Origin of the sequence: Streptomyces bikiniensis (genome assembly GCF_000716625.1) — a bacterium.
GTDB classification, from domain to species: Bacteria; Actinomycetota; Actinomycetes; order Streptomycetales; family Streptomycetaceae; genus Streptomyces; species Streptomyces bikiniensis.
Genome location: NZ_JNXJ01000010.1, coordinates 131,513 through 145,551, shown reverse-complemented (window position 1 = coordinate 145,551; position 14,039 = coordinate 131,513). Strand labels below are relative to the sequence as shown.

General features: G+C 73.1%; 12 protein-coding genes. 4 read left to right on the top strand and 8 right to left on the bottom strand.

What is annotated here, in order from left to right; translation table 11 throughout:
* Nucleotides 1–168: 168 nt before the first annotated feature.
* Complete coding sequence (locus tag OO47_RS10625; protein ID WP_234323123.1) at nucleotides 169–2,370, top strand: M4 family metallopeptidase; 2,202 nt, start codon at nucleotides 169–171, stop codon at nucleotides 2,368–2,370.
* Nucleotides 2,371–2,450: 80 nt separating this feature from the next.
* Here the strand turns inward: OO47_RS10625 and OO47_RS10620 are convergent, their stop codons facing one another.
* Nucleotides 2,451–3,170, bottom strand: coding sequence for a carbon-nitrogen hydrolase family protein (locus tag OO47_RS10620; protein ID WP_030210853.1), 720 nt, complete (start codon nucleotides 3,168–3,170; stop codon nucleotides 2,451–2,453).
* Nucleotides 3,171–3,203: 33 nt separating this feature from the next.
* Nucleotides 3,204–3,779 carry a TetR/AcrR family transcriptional regulator gene (locus OO47_RS10615; protein WP_030210851.1) on the bottom strand — a complete coding sequence of 192 codons (576 nt, stop codon included), beginning with the start codon at nucleotides 3,777–3,779 and terminating at the stop codon, nucleotides 3,204–3,206.
* 157 nt (nucleotides 3,780–3,936) lie between these two features.
* Between OO47_RS10615 and OO47_RS10610 the strand changes: the two genes are divergently transcribed.
* Nucleotides 3,937–6,534 (top strand): beta-glucosidase, encoded by a 2,598-nt coding sequence (locus tag OO47_RS10610; protein ID WP_030210847.1) that lies wholly within the window; start codon nucleotides 3,937–3,939, stop codon nucleotides 6,532–6,534.
* 65 nt (nucleotides 6,535–6,599) lie between these two features.
* Here the strand turns inward: OO47_RS10610 and OO47_RS10605 are convergent, their stop codons facing one another.
* Nucleotides 6,600–7,493: an SGNH/GDSL hydrolase family protein gene (locus OO47_RS10605; protein ID WP_030210844.1), complete on the bottom strand. Its 894-nt coding sequence runs from the start codon at nucleotides 7,491–7,493 to the stop codon at nucleotides 6,600–6,602.
* Nucleotides 7,494–7,752: 259 nt separating this feature from the next.
* On the opposite strand from OO47_RS10605, the gene OO47_RS10600 reads away from it, so the two are divergent.
* Nucleotides 7,753–8,247, top strand: a complete 495-nt coding sequence (locus OO47_RS10600) for a DUF3145 domain-containing protein (RefSeq protein ID WP_030210841.1) — start codon at nucleotides 7,753–7,755, stop codon at nucleotides 8,245–8,247.
* Nucleotides 8,248–8,320: 73 nt separating this feature from the next.
* On the opposite strand, the gene fabF is transcribed toward OO47_RS10600, so the two are convergent.
* The 5 genes from fabF to fasR all read right to left on the bottom strand — a co-directional run bounded on the left by fabF (nucleotide 8,321) and on the right by fasR (nucleotide 13,244).
* Nucleotides 8,321–9,583 (bottom strand): beta-ketoacyl-ACP synthase II, encoded by a 1,263-nt coding sequence (gene fabF, locus OO47_RS10595; protein WP_030210839.1) that lies wholly within the window; start codon nucleotides 9,581–9,583, stop codon nucleotides 8,321–8,323.
* Between the two features lie 79 nt (nucleotides 9,584–9,662).
* Entirely contained in the window at nucleotides 9,663–9,911 is a 249-nt protein-coding gene (locus OO47_RS10590) for an acyl carrier protein (RefSeq protein WP_030210835.1), read from the bottom strand.
* Nucleotides 9,912–9,966: 55 nt separating this feature from the next.
* A complete protein-coding gene (locus OO47_RS10585) occupies nucleotides 9,967–11,034 on the bottom strand; it encodes a ketoacyl-ACP synthase III (RefSeq protein WP_030210833.1) in 1,068 nt (355 codons plus the stop codon).
* Nucleotides 11,035–11,052: 18 nt separating this feature from the next.
* On the bottom strand, nucleotides 11,053–11,973 hold the full coding sequence (locus tag OO47_RS10580) for an ACP S-malonyltransferase (RefSeq protein WP_030210831.1): 921 nt from the start codon (nucleotides 11,971–11,973) through the stop codon (nucleotides 11,053–11,055).
* A gap of 89 nt (nucleotides 11,974–12,062) precedes the next feature.
* Nucleotides 12,063–13,244: a fatty acid biosynthesis transcriptional regulator FasR gene (fasR, locus tag OO47_RS10575; RefSeq protein ID WP_030210828.1), complete on the bottom strand. Its 1,182-nt coding sequence runs from the start codon at nucleotides 13,242–13,244 to the stop codon at nucleotides 12,063–12,065.
* A gap of 91 nt (nucleotides 13,245–13,335) precedes the next feature.
* Here fasR and OO47_RS10570 point away from each other — a divergent pair, with 91 nt between their 5' ends.
* Nucleotides 13,336–13,992 (top strand): pirin family protein, encoded by a 657-nt coding sequence (locus OO47_RS10570; RefSeq protein WP_033208698.1) that lies wholly within the window; start codon nucleotides 13,336–13,338, stop codon nucleotides 13,990–13,992.
* The last annotated feature ends 47 nt before the right edge of the window (nucleotides 13,993–14,039 follow it).

Here is a 14,039-nt window from a genome sequence, read left to right as displayed (position 1 = left end):
GCCATGTCCACGCCCATACTCGGCGCGACGATCCGACTTCCCCACTCCGGATCACCACCCCGATCCCACACCCCGGATCACCGTCCCGATTCCCCACCCCGGACCACCGGCCCGGAGTCCCCACCCCGGACCACCACCCCGGAATCCCCCACCCCGAACGGAGCCCACGTGCACCCCTCCAGACTCACGGCGGCCGTGGCCGCCCTGGCGCTCTCGGCGAGCCTCGCGACCGCCCTCGCCGGCCCCGCCACCGCCGCCCCGCCCGGCCCGCAGGCCCAGCCCGTACCGCCCGGGCACGGTCGGGCCCTCGCCCTGGCCGCCGCCGACACCGCCGCCGAGAGCGGCCTCGACGAACTGCGGCACGGCACCGACGAGGAGCTGGTCCGCACCTCCGTCACCCCCTGGGCGAACGGCCTGTACTACGCCGCCTACGAGCGCACCTACAAGGGCCTCCCGGTCGCCGGCGGCGGCGACGCGGTCGTCCTCACCGACTCCACGGGCGCGGTCCGCGAGGTCACCGGCGCCAAGGCCCCCGCGATCCGCCTCGCCACCACCACCGCCAAGGTCCCCGCCGGCACGGCGCTCGCCACCGCCCGCAAGCAGCTCGCCTCCGTCGAGTCCGCGAGCACCCCCGAACTGACCGTGCTCCTCAAGGCCGGCAAGCCCGTCCTGACCTGGCACACCCTGGTCGTCGGCCGGACCGCGAAGGGCGCTCCCAGCTCCCTCGACACCCACGTCGACGCCCGCACCGGGGCCGTCGCGCAGTCCACCGAGAAGATCCTGCACGCCGACGGCCGCGGCTACCACAACGGCAACGTCACCATCGACACCGCCGCGAACTCCATGACCGACACCACCCGCGGCTCCTTCAAGTGCGGCGGCCAGAACGGCAGCGCCTACACCGGCACCCCGCCCTGGGGCAACAACGGCGCCAACGACCTGGTCACCGCCTGCGTCGACATCATGTACGCGGCGCAGAAGGAACACTCCATGCTCAAGGAGTGGTTCGGCTACAACGGCCAGAACGGGCAGGGCGGCATGGTCCCGGCCCGCGCCGGACTCAGCGAGGTCAACGCGTACTACGACGGTACGAAGACGACCTACGGCCGCAACCGCAACGGCACCAACCAGCTCACCGGCATCGACGTCGTGGCCCACGAGTACGGCCACGAGATCTTCGACCGGACCCCGGGCAGCGCCGGCTCCTCGAACGAGAACGGCGGCCTCAACGAGTCCACGGGCGACATCTTCGGCGCGCTCACCGAGCACTATGCCGACAACCCCAACGACACCCCGGACTACACGGTCGGCGAGGAGCTGAACTTCACCGGCAACAACCAGCCGATCCGCAACATGTACAACCCGTCGCTGATCAACAACGACCCCAACTGCTACACCCAGCTGACCTCGGGCACCGAGGTGCACGCGGCGGCCGGCCCGCAGAACCACTGGTTCTACCTGCTCGCCGAGGGCTCCAACCCGGGCGGGGGCAAGCCCAACAGCCCCATATGTTCCGGCGGCCCCTCCTCCGTGACCGGCATCGGCATCCAGAAGGCCGGAAAGATCTTCATGGGCGCCCTGCTCATGAAGACCTCCTCCTGGAACCACCCGGCCGCCCGCAGGGCGACCCTGACCAGCGCCAAGAACACCTACGGCAGCACCGAGTGCAACGCGGTGAAGGCGGCCTGGAACGCGGTCGGCGTCCCCGCCCAGTCCGGTGAGACCGACTGCGGCGGCTCCACCAGCCCGGACTTCTCGCTCGCCCTGAACCCGTCCTCGGGCTCGGTCCAGCCGGGCGCCTCCGCCACCTCCACGGTGAACACCACCACCGTCGGCGGCAACGCGCAGACCGTCCAGCTCTCCGCCAGCGGCGCCCCGAGCGGCGTCACCGTCTCCTTCAGCCCCTCCTCGGTGACCTCGGGCAACTCCTCCACGATGACCGTCCAGGTCGCGGCGGGCACCGTCAACGGCACGTACCCGATCACCGTCACCGGTACGGGCTCCGCCACCCACACCGTCACCTACCAGCTGACGGTCGGCACGACGACCCCGCCCACCGGCTGCGCCAACTCCCAGCGCACCTACCAGGGCAGCCTGACGTCCGGCCAGACCGCGGTCCAGCCCGACGGCTCGTACTACTACGCGGCGACGTCCGGCACCCACACGGGCTGCCTGCGCGGCCCGGCCGGCCAGGACTACGACCTGTACCTCCAGAAGTGGAACGGGTACGGCTGGACCGACGTGGCCGTGGGCGGCACGGCGACCGCCGACGAGAACACCAGCTACAACGGCACCGCCGGCTACTACCGGTACGTGGTCCACGCGTACAGCGGCTCCGGTGCGTACACGCTGGGTCTGAGCGCCCCGTAGCGGGCCGGGGGTCCCGTCACGGGGTCCCGCGCCGGGCGGCCGACCCGACGGCCGCCCGGCGTCCGCGCGCCCGGGACCTTTCAGCCCGCTCCGACCTCGGCGAGGACGAACCCGGGCCGGTCCGGGCCCGCGTCCGCCAGCCGCTCGCCGTCCGGCCCCCAGGCCCCGGCGCCGCCCTGCCCGATCCCGTCCTCGTTGGCCCCGAGGACGTTGCCGAGCACCACGTACAGGCCGAAGTCCCGGGCCCGTACCGGATAGACCTCCGTGAACGAGTCGTTGCCCGCGGTCAGCACCGAACTCGCCAGGTACACCGCGCAGCCGTCGGCCGCCGCCCGCTCGGCCACCTCCGGGAAGCGGTTGTCGTAGCAGGTGGCCGTCGCGAACCGGACCCCGTCGAGCGCGAACCGCCCGTCCTCCGCGCCCGGCGCGAACACCTCCCGCTCGACGCCGTACAGGTGCCGCTTGTCGTAGCGGGCGAGGAGCCCGCCGTCCGGGCCGACCACCAGCGTGGTGACGCCGGGCCGCCCGTCGGCCGTCCGCACCGGCCCGTTGACCACGGCCGCCGCCGACACCGCGCGGCACGCCTCCCGCACGGGTGCGAGCCGGGGGTCGTCCTCGGCGAGGACCAGGCCGGGGGAGTCCCGTATCAGCGCGGGCTCGTACCCGCTGAGGCACAGCTCGGCGAAGACGACCACGCGGGCCCCCGCCTCCCCGGCCTCCCGGACCAGGCCGGCGACGGTCCGGGCGTTGGCGTCGATGTCCCCGGCGACCGGGGCGAACTGGGCGGCTGCGACGATCATGACCCCATCATCCCGCCCGCCGGGTGGCGCGGTTCAGGAAGGGTCCTCGCCGCCGTGCAGCAGCCGTACGAAGTCCCGGAAGGCGCCCGGCATGTCGACCGCCGACGGGTCCAGGAGCCACTGGTACTGGAGGCCGTCCGTCACCGCCGTGAGCAGCGGCGCCGCGCGCTCCGGGGTGAGGCCGCCGGGCAGCCGCTCGCCGAACTCCAGGCGCAGCACCTCCGCCATGTGCGCCCGCACCTGGGCGTACCGCTCGGTGAAGAACTCCCGCGCCGGATGCCCCTCCGTGACGCTCTCGCCGAGCAGCGCGGAGAAGGTCTGCACGATCCCGGGGCGCATCGCGTTGTACTCCACGAGCGATTCGACCAGGTCGAGGCGCCAGCCCTCACGACCCCCGCCGCCGCTGGTGTCCCAGTGGTCCCGCTCCTCCAGGACCGCGACGAGCAGGGCCTCCTTGGTCGGGAAGTAGTGCAGCAGCCCCTGCTGGGTCAGCCCGACGCGCTCGGCGACGGCGGCGAGCGTCGCGCCCCGGTAGCCGCGCTCGGCGATCACCTCGAGGGCGGCGCGCACGATGACCGCGCGCCGCTCCTCGCTCCTGGCCCGCACCATCCCCGGGGCCCCCTTCCACAGGTCCGTCGGACAGGACCGTACCTCTTCGCCCCTTCACACTTCTGTGAAAGTAACAGAATAATCACATCGCCTACCTCTCTACAGGGTGAGCGGTGCACGATGGGCTCCATCGGTACGTCGTCGAGGAGGTACGGCCATGGCGGAGACGGGCACGGGCACGGACGCGGGGGCCACGGGGGAGGCCGCCCGGGAGGCGGCCGTCGAGGCGGCCCTCGGCAAGCTCGACCTGGACGCCAAGGCCCGGCTGCTCGGCGGCCGGGACATGTGGAGCCTGCACCCCCTGCCCGAGATCGGCCTCGCCCCCCTCGTCACGTCCGACGGCCCGGTCGGCGTCCGGGGCGTCCGCTGGACCGCCGACGACCCCTCCGTCGCCCTGCCCTCCCCGACCGCGCTCGCCGCCGCCTGGGACCCCGCCCTCGCCCGCCGGGCCGGCCGGCTCCTCGCCCAGGAGGCGCGCCGCAAGGGCGTCCACGTCCTCCTCGCCCCCACCGTCAACCTGCACCGCAGCCCCCTCGGCGGCCGGCACTTCGAGGCGTACTCCGAGGACCCCCTCCTCACCGGCACGATCGGCACCGGCTACGTCCTGGGCGTCCAGGACGGCGGGGTCGGCACCACCGTCAAGCACTTCGTCGCCAACGACGCCGAGACCGACCGCTTCACCGTCGACAACCGCGTCGCGCCCCGCGCGCTCCGCGAGCTCTACCTCGCCCCCTTCGAGGCCATCGTCAAGAACGCGCGGCCCTGGGGGATCATGACCGCGTACAACCAGGTCAACGGCGTGACCATGACCGAACACCACGAGCTGGTGAACGAGGTCCTGCGCGGCGAGTGGGGCTTCGACGGAATCAACGTCTCCGACTGGACGGCCGCCCGCTCCACCGCCGGCGCCCTCCGGGGCGGCCTCGACGTCGCCATGCCCGGACCGGCCACCGTCTACGGCGAGGCGCTGGTCGCCGCCGTCCGCGCCGGGGAGGTGGCGGAGTCCGCCGTCGACGCGGCCGTACGCCGCGTCCTGCGGCTCGCCGCCCGCGTCGGCGCCCTCGAAGGCGCCCCGCCGGCCGTCACCGCGCCCCCCGCCCCGATCGACGGCGACGCCCTGGCCCGCGAACTCGCCCACCGCGGCTTCGTCCTGCTCCGGAACGAGCCCGCCGTCGTACGGGACGAACCTGCCGTCGTACGGGACGAGCCCGCCGTCGTACCGGACGAGACCGCTGCCGTACGAGACGGAGCCGCTGCCGTACGAGACGGAGCCGCTGCCGTACGGACCGGGAACCCCGTCCTCCCCCTCGCCCCCGGCACCACCGTCGCCCTCTCCGGCGCCGCCGCCCGTGACGCCCGCGTCCTCGGCGGCGGCTCAGCCCAGGTCTTCCCCGACCACGTCGTCTCCCCGCTCGACGGTCTCGCCGCCGCCCTGCCCGAGGGGGCCCTGACGTACGCGGTCGGCGCCGACCCCAGCGACGAACCCGCCCCCGCCGACAAGGGCTTCACCCTCCGCGCCCGCTGCCGCGACGCCGCCGGGAACCTGCTCGGCGAGGGCTCCCTGCCGACCGGCCAGGTCCAGTGGATCGGCGGCGACCTGCCCGACGGCGTCACCCACGAGGCCCTCGCCTCCGTCGAGGTCGTCGGCACCTTCACCCCGCGCGAGACCGGCGCGCACTCCTTCGGCACCCGCGGCCTCGGCGCCTTCGTCCTCACCGTCGCCGGCGAGACCGTCTTCGACGGCGTCCAGGCCATGGGCTCCGAGACCGACCCCTTCGAAGCCTTCTTCGGCTCCCCGGTCGTCCGCGCCGAGGTCCCGCTCACCGCCGGAGAGACCGTCGAGGTCTCCCTGCTCCACACTCCGGACAAGCGGTTCGCGGCCCCGCTGCCGGCCGTCGCCTTCTCCCTCGTCCACCTCGGTCCCCGCCGTGACCCCGACGAACTGATCGCCGAAGCCGTCGAGGCGGCCCGCGCCGCCGACACCGCCGTCGTGGTCGTCGCCACCACCGAACGCGTCGAGTCCGAGGGCTTCGACCGCACGGACCTCGCGCTCCCCGGCCGCCAGGACGACCTCGTACGGGCCGTCGCCGCCGCCAACCCGAACACCGTGGTCGTGGTCAACGCCGGCTCCCCGGTCGAGATGCCCTGGCGCGAGGACGTGGCCGCGATCCTGCTCACCTGGTTCCCCGGCCAGGAGGGCGGCGCCGCCCTCGCCGACGTCCTCACCGGCGCCGAGGAGCCCGGCGGCCGCCTCCCCACCACCTGGCCCGCCGCCCTCGCCGACGCCCCCGTCACCGCCGTCGTCCCCGTCGAAGGGGAACTCGACTACGCCGAGGGCCCCTTCATCGGCCACCGCGCCTGGGACCGGAGCGGACGGGCCCCCGCGTACACCTTCGGTCACGGCCTCGGCTACACGACCTGGTCGTACGACTCCCTGGTCACGGGCCCCGAGACGGCCACCGTCCGGATCACCAACACCGGCGGTCGGCCGGGCCGCGAGACCGTCCAGGTCTATCTGGCGCCCGCCCCCTCCTCCGGCGCCCCCGAGCGCCCGGCCCGCGTCCTCGCCGGGTTCGCGAGCGTCGGGGCGGGCCCCGGCGAGACCGTCGAGACGCCGATCGCGCTCTCCCGCCGCGCCTTCGAGATCTGGGACGAGGAGAAGGGCGACTGGACCTTCGTGCCCGGGGCATACGAGGTCAGGGCGGCCCACTCCCTCGACGACGTGCGCCTGACGGCCGTGCTGGAGATCGACTGACCCTCCGGCGCGGGCCGCCTTCCCCGACGGCCCCGGGGCGGCACCTGACACCCGCCCCGGGGTCCTCACCCCGCCGTGATCCGCCGGTACGCCAGCTCCGCGAGCCGCGCCTGGCCGTCCCGGCTCGGATGGAACCAGTCCCAGGGGCTCAACTGGGCGCCGTCGAAGCGGAACCCGTGGACCGCGCCGCCGTCGTACCGGCAGCGCTCGTCCTTCGCGCAGACCTCCGCCAGGACCTCGTTGTACGCGTCCACCCGCGCCGACACCGTCGCGCGCCGCCGCTCGGCCTCGGGCCCCAGGTTCGTCGCGTCCGCCAGCATCGCGCCGCAGATCCCCAGGTCCCACACGCCCGCCGCGCCGCCGATCCGGCCCGTCGACCACAGGTGCTTCAGGTCCGGCACGCTCGCCACGTACACCTGCGCCTCCGGCGCCGCCGCCCGCAGCCGGGCGAGGGCCGTCTCGAAGGAGGCGCGGAACTCCGCGACCGGGGTCATCAGGGCCGGGGTCGGCCGGCAGGCGTCGTTGGCGCCCATCATCACCGTCACCAGTTCCGGCTTCCGGGCCGCCGCGGCGGTCATCTGCTCCGGCAGCTCCGCCATCCGCGCGCCCGTCCGCGCCAGGTTCCAGCTGCGGCCGGCCGCCTTCTCCGGGCCCAGGAGCCGCAGCGCCAGGCTGTTGACGGCCGCGTCCGTCCCGGTCGCCCAGGAGGCCTCCGGGCAGTCGGAGAGGAGCGAGCAGGCGTCGAAGGCGCGGGTGACGGAGTCGCCGACGGCGGCGAGGGAGGAGGGGGAGGCGTTCCAGGAGGAGGTGGGCGTGGGCGTCGGCGTCGGGGCCGGCGTGCTCCTGGCGGGAGCCGCCTTCTCCGGGTTCCCGGACGAGCATCCGGCCAGCGCTCCCGCGCACAGCAGCGCCGCCGTCGCGGTGGCGGCGGCGGTACGGAATCGGCGTCGGCCGCGCATCCCGGTCCCCTCCTTCGGCGTCCTCGCGGGTGAAAGCTTCGTGTGCACCGTCATCGGTCCGACCGTACGTCACCCCGATGACGGCGCGGCACGGTAGCTTTTCCCCCGTCGAACCAGAGGCGCCCTCGCCGACCGGCTCCGGTAAATTACATCACGTCACAACCTGTCCCCTTTTTGAGGGTTTGTGAAGATCCACTCCCGATGATGTTTACTGAGGCCGCTGGGAAAAGGCGAACCTCGTCCCACACTGGAGGTCCCGGTGACGACACGTGGAGTCCTGTACGTACACTCCGCACCGCGCGCGCTCTGCCCGCACGTCGAATGGGCGGTGGCGGGCGTCCTCGGTGCGAGGGTCCAGCTCGACTGGGTCCGCCAGCCGGCGTCCCCCGGCACCTGGAGAGCGGAACTCTCCTGGAAGGGCGAGACCGGCACCGCCTCCCGGATCGCCTCCGCCCTGCGCGGCTGGCAGATGCTCCGCTTCGAGGTCACCGCGGAGCCCTGCCCCACCGCCGAGGGCGAGCGCTACAGCGCCACCCCCGACCTGGGCATCTTCCACGCCGTCACCGGCATGCACGGCGACATCCTCGTCCCCGAGGACCGGCTCCGGGCCGCCCTGGCGCGCTCCGCGCAGGGCGGTACCCGGCTGGAGGCCGAGATCGCCGAACTCCTCGGCAAGCCCTGGGACGACGAACTGGAACCCTTCCGCTACGCGGGTGAGGGCGCCCCGGTCCGCTGGCTCCACCAGGTCGTCTGACGCCCCGGAACGCCCCGGAACACGCCGGAGGCCCGCCCCCCTTGCCGGGGAGCGGGCCTCTCACGCGCAGGGATCAGACCGTACGGAACGCCAGCACGACGTTGTGGCCGCCGAAGCCGAACGAGTTGTTGATCGCGGCGACCGTGCCCTCCGGGAGGGGACGGGCCTCGCCGCGGACGACGTCCGCGTCGATCTCCGGGTCCAGCTCGTCGACGTTGATCGTCGGCGGGGCGAGGCGGTGGTACAGCGCCAGGACCGTCGCGACGGTCTCGATGCCGCCCGCGCCGCCGAGGAGGTGACCCGTCATCGACTTCGTCGCGGAGATCGCGACGTGGTCCAGGTCGTCGCCCAGGACGTTCCGCAGCGCCTTGACCTCGGCGGTGTCGCCCTGCGGCGTCGACGTGGCGTGCGCGTTCAGGTGGACGACCTCGGACGGCTTCAGGTCCGTCGATTCCAGCAGGTTCCGCATCGCGGCCGCGATGCCCCGGCCGGTCGGCTCGGGCTGCGCGATGTGGTGGCTGTCGGCCGACAGGCCCTGGCCCAGGACCTCGCAGTAGACGCGCGCGCCGCGCGCCTTCGCGTGCTCCTCGGACTCCAGGACCACGACGCCCGCGCCCTCGCCGAGCACGAAGCCGTCACGGCCGGTGTCGTACGGGCGCGAGGCCTTCTCCGGCTCGTCGTTGTTCTTGGACATCGCCATCATGTTGGCGAAGGCGGCGATCGGCAGCGGGTGGATCGCCGCCTCGGTGCCGCCGGCGACGACCACGTCGGCACGGCCGGTGCGGATCATCTCGACGGCGTAACCGATCGCCTCGGCGCCCGACGCGCACGCGGAGACCGGGGTGTGGACGCCCGCCCGGGCGTTCACCTCCAGACCCACGTTCGCCGAGGGGCTGTTGGGCATGAGCATGGGGACGGTGTGCGGGGAGACGCGGCGGACGCCCTTCTCCTTCAGCACGTCGTACTGGTCGAGCAGCGTGGTGACACCGCCGATGCCGGAGGCGATGACGGAGCCGAGCCGCTCGGGCGCGATCTTCTGGTCCTCACCGGCCGGGGCGGTGTAGCCCGCGTCGGCCCACGCCTCGCGGGCCGCGATCACGGCGAACTGCGCCGAGCGGTCCAGCTTGCGGGCGAGCGGCCGGGGAAGGACGTCGCCGGGCTCGACGGCGGCCGTCGCGGCGATCCTGACGGGCAGTTCGGCGAAACGTTCGCCCTCAAGCGTACGGACGCCGGAGCGTCCCGCGATCAGACCTTCCCAGGTCGATGCGGAGTCGCCACCCAGCGGTGTGGTTGCGCCGATACCGGTGACGACCACGGTGCGATTGGTCGAGCTCACAGGAATTCTTTCTCCATGTGTGTGATGGTCGGAATGCGGCGCCACCGCCGGGTGGCTGACCGGGACAGCGAGGGCCGGATCAGCCCTGGTGCTTCAGGATGTAGTCGACGGCATCGCCCACGGTCTTGAGGTTCTTGACGTCCTCGTCCGGGATCTTGACCTCGAAACGCTCTTCGGCGGCGACGACGACCTCGACCATGGACAGCGAGTCGACGTCCAGGTCGTCGGTGAAGGACTTGTCCAGCTGGACGTCCTCGGTCGGGATGCCGGCGATCTCGTTGACGATCTCGGCGAGACCTTCGACGATCTGCTCCTGGGTGAAGGCCATGGTGGCGCTCCTTCTGTGATTGCTTCGGTAAGGGGCTTCCGGGAGATCCGGGTGCCTAGGGGAGGGTAACGACCGTCGCGGCGTAGACGAGACCCGCCCCGAAGCCGATGACGAGCGCGGTGTCGCCGCTCTTCGCCTTCCCGGTCGCCAGGAGCCGCTCCATCGCGAGCGGGATCGAGGCGGCCGAGGTGTTGCCGGTGGTCTCCACGTCGCGGGCGACCGTGACGTGCTCCGGCAGCTTCAGTGTCTTCACCATCGAGTCGATGATCCGCATGTTCGCCTGGTGCGGGATGAAGACGTCCAGGTCGTCCGCCGTGATGCCGGCGGCGTCCAGGGCCTGCTGGGCGACCTTCGCCATCTCGAAGACGGCCCAGCGGAAGACCGCCTGACCCTCCTGCGTGATGGCGGGGAACTTGACGGCGCCCTGCGAGTCGAGCGGCAGGTTCGAGATGTCACCGGTAGGGGTCCCCCCGCTCGAGCGAAGCCGAGAGTGGGGGAGGAATTCGTCCCACGGGACGGTCTGCTTGATGGTCGACGCCTTGTCGCCCTCGGAACCCCAGACCGTGGGGCCGATGTGCGGCTCGTCCGACGGGCCGACGACCACGGCGCCGGCGCCGTCGCCGAACAGGAAGGCCGTCGCGCGGTCCTCCAGATCCGTCAGGTCGCTCAGCCGCTCGACGCCGATGACGAGCACGTACTCCGCGGAACCCTCGACGATCATGCCCTTGGCGAGGGTCAGGCCGTAGCCGAAGCCCGCGCAGCCGGCCGAGATGTCGAACGCGGCGGGCTTGCCCGCCCCGATCCGGTCCGCGATCTCCGTCGCGATCGCCGGGGTCTGGTGGAAGTGCGACACCGTGGAGACGACCACGGCGCCGATCTGCTCCGGGCCGATCCCGGCGTCCGCGATGGCCTTCCCGGAGGCCTCCACCGACATCGCGGCGACGGTCTCCTCCGGAGAGGCCCAGTGGCGGGTGGCGATGCCGGAGCGCGAGCGGATCCACTCGTCGGACGAGTCGATCTTCTCGAGGATCACCTCGTTCGGCACGACCCGGGTGGGACGGTAGCCGCCCACGCCGAGGATCCGCGCGTACGGGGCGCCCTTGCTGGGCTTGATCTTCGACATGCTTCTCGACACTCCTAGTCAGACGGCCGCGTGCTCGGCGACGAGCGTACGGGCCGCGTCGAGGTCGTCGGGAGTCTTCAGGGCGACCGTGGCCACATCCGGCAGGGCCCGCTTGGCGATGCCGGTCAGGGTGCCGCCGGGGCACACCTCGATCAGCGCCGTCGCGCCCAGGTCGTGGAAGGTCTCCATGCACAGGTCCCAGCGGACCGGGTTGGCGACCTGGCCGACCAGCCGGGACACGACCTCGGCGCCGTCCATGACGACCTGGCCGTCCTTGTTGGACACGTAGCGGGTGGTCGGGGCGGCCGGCGACAGCTTCGCCGCGGCCTCCTCCAGCTTCGCCACGGCCGGGGCCATGTGGTGGGTGTGGAAGGCGCCGGCGACCTTGAGCGCCACGACCCGGCGGACGCCCTCGGGCTTGTCCGCCTCCAGGGCGGCCAGCTGCTCCAGGGTGCCGGCGGCCACGATCTGGCCCGCGCCGTTCACGTTGGCGGCCGTCAGGCCGAGCTTCTCCAGGTGCGGGACGGTGACCTCGGGGTCGCCGCCGAGCAGCGCCGACATGCCGGTCGCCGTGATCGCGGCGGCCTCGGCCATCGCGAGCCCGCGGGTCCGGACGAGCCGCAGCGCGGCGGTGTCGTCGAGGACGCCGGCGAACGCGGCGGCGGTGAACTCGCCGACGCTGTGGCCGGCGACGACGCCGGGCGCGAGGTCGTCGCCGAGCGCGGCCGCGGAGAGCAGGCCGGCGGCGACGAGGAGGGGCTGGGCCACGGCGGTGTCACGGATCTCGTCCGCGTCCGCCTTCGTGCCGTAGTGGGCGAGGTCGAGCCCGATGGCGTCGGACCAGGCCGCCACGCGGTCGGCGGCGCCGGGGAGTTCGAGCCAGGGGGTCAGGAAGCCGGGCGTCTGGGCGCCTTGGCCGGGAGCGACGAGTACGAGCACCCTCACACTCTCTCTTGGGGACGGCTCCGAGCGCCCGTGGGGACAGGGACGAAGAACCGTCGGGGGAATTGTCGGTGTTCGACAAAAGTCTAGGACTGCGTCTCGCCGTCGGCCAAGCGTCCCAGGATGAGCGCGATCCGCAGGGTGAAGGCGGAGCGGACGTCGGAGGGTGACCAACCGGTGACGTCGGTCACACGTCGAAGCCGGTAGCGCACGGTATTCGGGTGGACGAAGAGCATCCGCGCCGCGCCTTCCAGGCTGCTCGCCTGCTCCAGGTAGACACTGAGAGTTTCCAGGAGCGCCGACCCGGCTTCCTCCAGCGGTCTGTAGATCTCCTCCACCAACTGCTCGCGCGCCGAAGGGTCCGAGGCGATGGCCCGCTCCGGAAGGAGATCGTCCGCGAGGACCGGGCGCGGGGCGTCCTGCCAGGCCGAGCAGGCCTTCAGACCGGCCGCCGCCGCCTGCGCGGAACGCGTCGCCGCGAGCAGGTCGGGGACCACCGGACCGGCCACCACCGGACCCGGCGCGTACGGCCCGATCAGGGCCTTCGCCACCGCGAGGGGGTTGTCGTTGCCGCCCGCGATGACGACGAGCCGGTTTCCGAGGACCCCGGTGAGGACCTGGAGCTTGGCGTGCCGGGCGGCCCGGCGGATCGCCTCCACCGTCAGCTCGCTGTCCCCGTCCGGGGCCGTGCCGAGCAGCACGCACACGTGCTCCGGGGAGTTCCAGCCGAGCGCGGCGGCCCGCGACACGGCGCCCTCGTCCGCCTCGCCGGACAGCACGGCGTTCACCACGAGTGACTCCAGGCGCGCGTCCCACGCGCCCCGGGCCTCGGCGGCCTGCGCGTACACCTGGGCGGTGGCGAAGGCGATCTCCCGGGCGTAGACGAGGAGCGCCTCGCGCAGCACCGACTCGTCGCCGGGGGCGGCGACCTCCTCGATCGCCGACTCCATGACCTCGATGGTGGTCCGGACCATCTCCACGGTCTGGCGCAGGGTGATCGCCCGGGTCAGCTCGCGGGGCGCGGTGCCGAAGACGTCCGTCGAGATCGCCTGCGGGGTCTCCGGGTGCCGGAACCACTCCGTGAACGCGGCGATGCCGGCCTGGGCGACGAGGCCGATCCACGACCGGTTCTCGGGCGGCATCGCGCGGTACCACGGCAGCGTCTCGTCCATGCGGGCGATGGCACCGGCGGCCAGCCGCCCGGAGGACTGCTCCAGGCGCTTCAGGGTCGCGGCGTGCGGATGGGAGGCGTTCACGGGTTCAGGCACGGGGACAAGACTGCCTTATCCGGACGCCGACGTGCGGGGTCGGGGCGGGTTCGCCCCCGGCGGGGGGCGGGCGGACGGCTACGGTGGGCCCGTGATACGCATCCAGCGCGCGGACGAGCGGTACCCCGGCGGCGACCCGGCGGCGGGCGTCGACACCCGGCACGCCTTCTCCTTCGGCCCGCACTACGACCCCGACAACCTCCGCTTCGGTTCGCTGGTCGCCTGCAACGAGGAGCGCCTCGCCCCGGGGGCCGGGTTCGACGAGCACCCGCACAGCCACACCGAGATCGTCACCTGGGTCGTGTCGGGCGAACTCACCCACCGCGACTCGACGGGCCGCGCGACGGTCGTCCGCGCGGGCGACCTCCAGCACCTGAGCGCGGCTTCCGGCGTCCGCCACGTCGAACGCAACGACGCCGGCACCCCCCTGGTCTTCGTCCAGATGTGGCTCGCCCCGCCGTCGTTCGACGGAAAGCCGACGTACGAGGTGGTACGGGGCCACGACGGGGACCTCGCGTACGAGGTCCCGGGCGCGACCCTCCGCGTCCACCGCCTGAAGAACGCCGAACGGACACCGCTCCCGGACGGCGACTTCGTCTACGCCCACGTGACACGCGGCACGGTCCGCGTCGGCACGGAGGAACTCGCCACGGGCGACGCGGCCCGCGCCACCGACGAGAAGGACCTGAGCCTGCTCGCGACCGGTGACGCGGAGGTACTGGTGTGGGAGATGCGGCGCCTGGGTTAGGCGTGTGCTCCCGACCGTCTCGCGGGTCGGCCGACGCGCCGGGCCCT

Bases quoted from the DNA above. Each gene is read 5' to 3' on its own strand.
- OO47_RS10620 (WP_030210853.1), bottom strand. From the start codon at position 3,170: ATGATCGTCGCAGCCGCCCAGTTCGCCCCGGTCGCCGGGGACATCGAC.
- OO47_RS10615 (WP_030210851.1), bottom strand. From the start codon at position 3,779: ATGGTGCGGGCCAGGAGCGAGGAGCGGCGCGCGGTCATCGTGCGCGCC.
- OO47_RS10610 (WP_030210847.1), top strand. From the start codon at position 3,937: ATGGCGGAGACGGGCACGGGCACGGACGCGGGGGCCACGGGGGAGGCC.
- OO47_RS10605 (WP_030210844.1), bottom strand. From the start codon at position 7,493: ATGCGCGGCCGACGCCGATTCCGTACCGCCGCCGCCACCGCGACGGCG.
- OO47_RS10590 (WP_030210835.1), bottom strand. From the start codon at position 9,911: ATGGCCTTCACCCAGGAGCAGATCGTCGAAGGTCTCGCCGAGATCGTC.
- OO47_RS10585 (WP_030210833.1), bottom strand. From the start codon at position 11,034: ATGTCGAAGATCAAGCCCAGCAAGGGCGCCCCGTACGCGCGGATCCTC.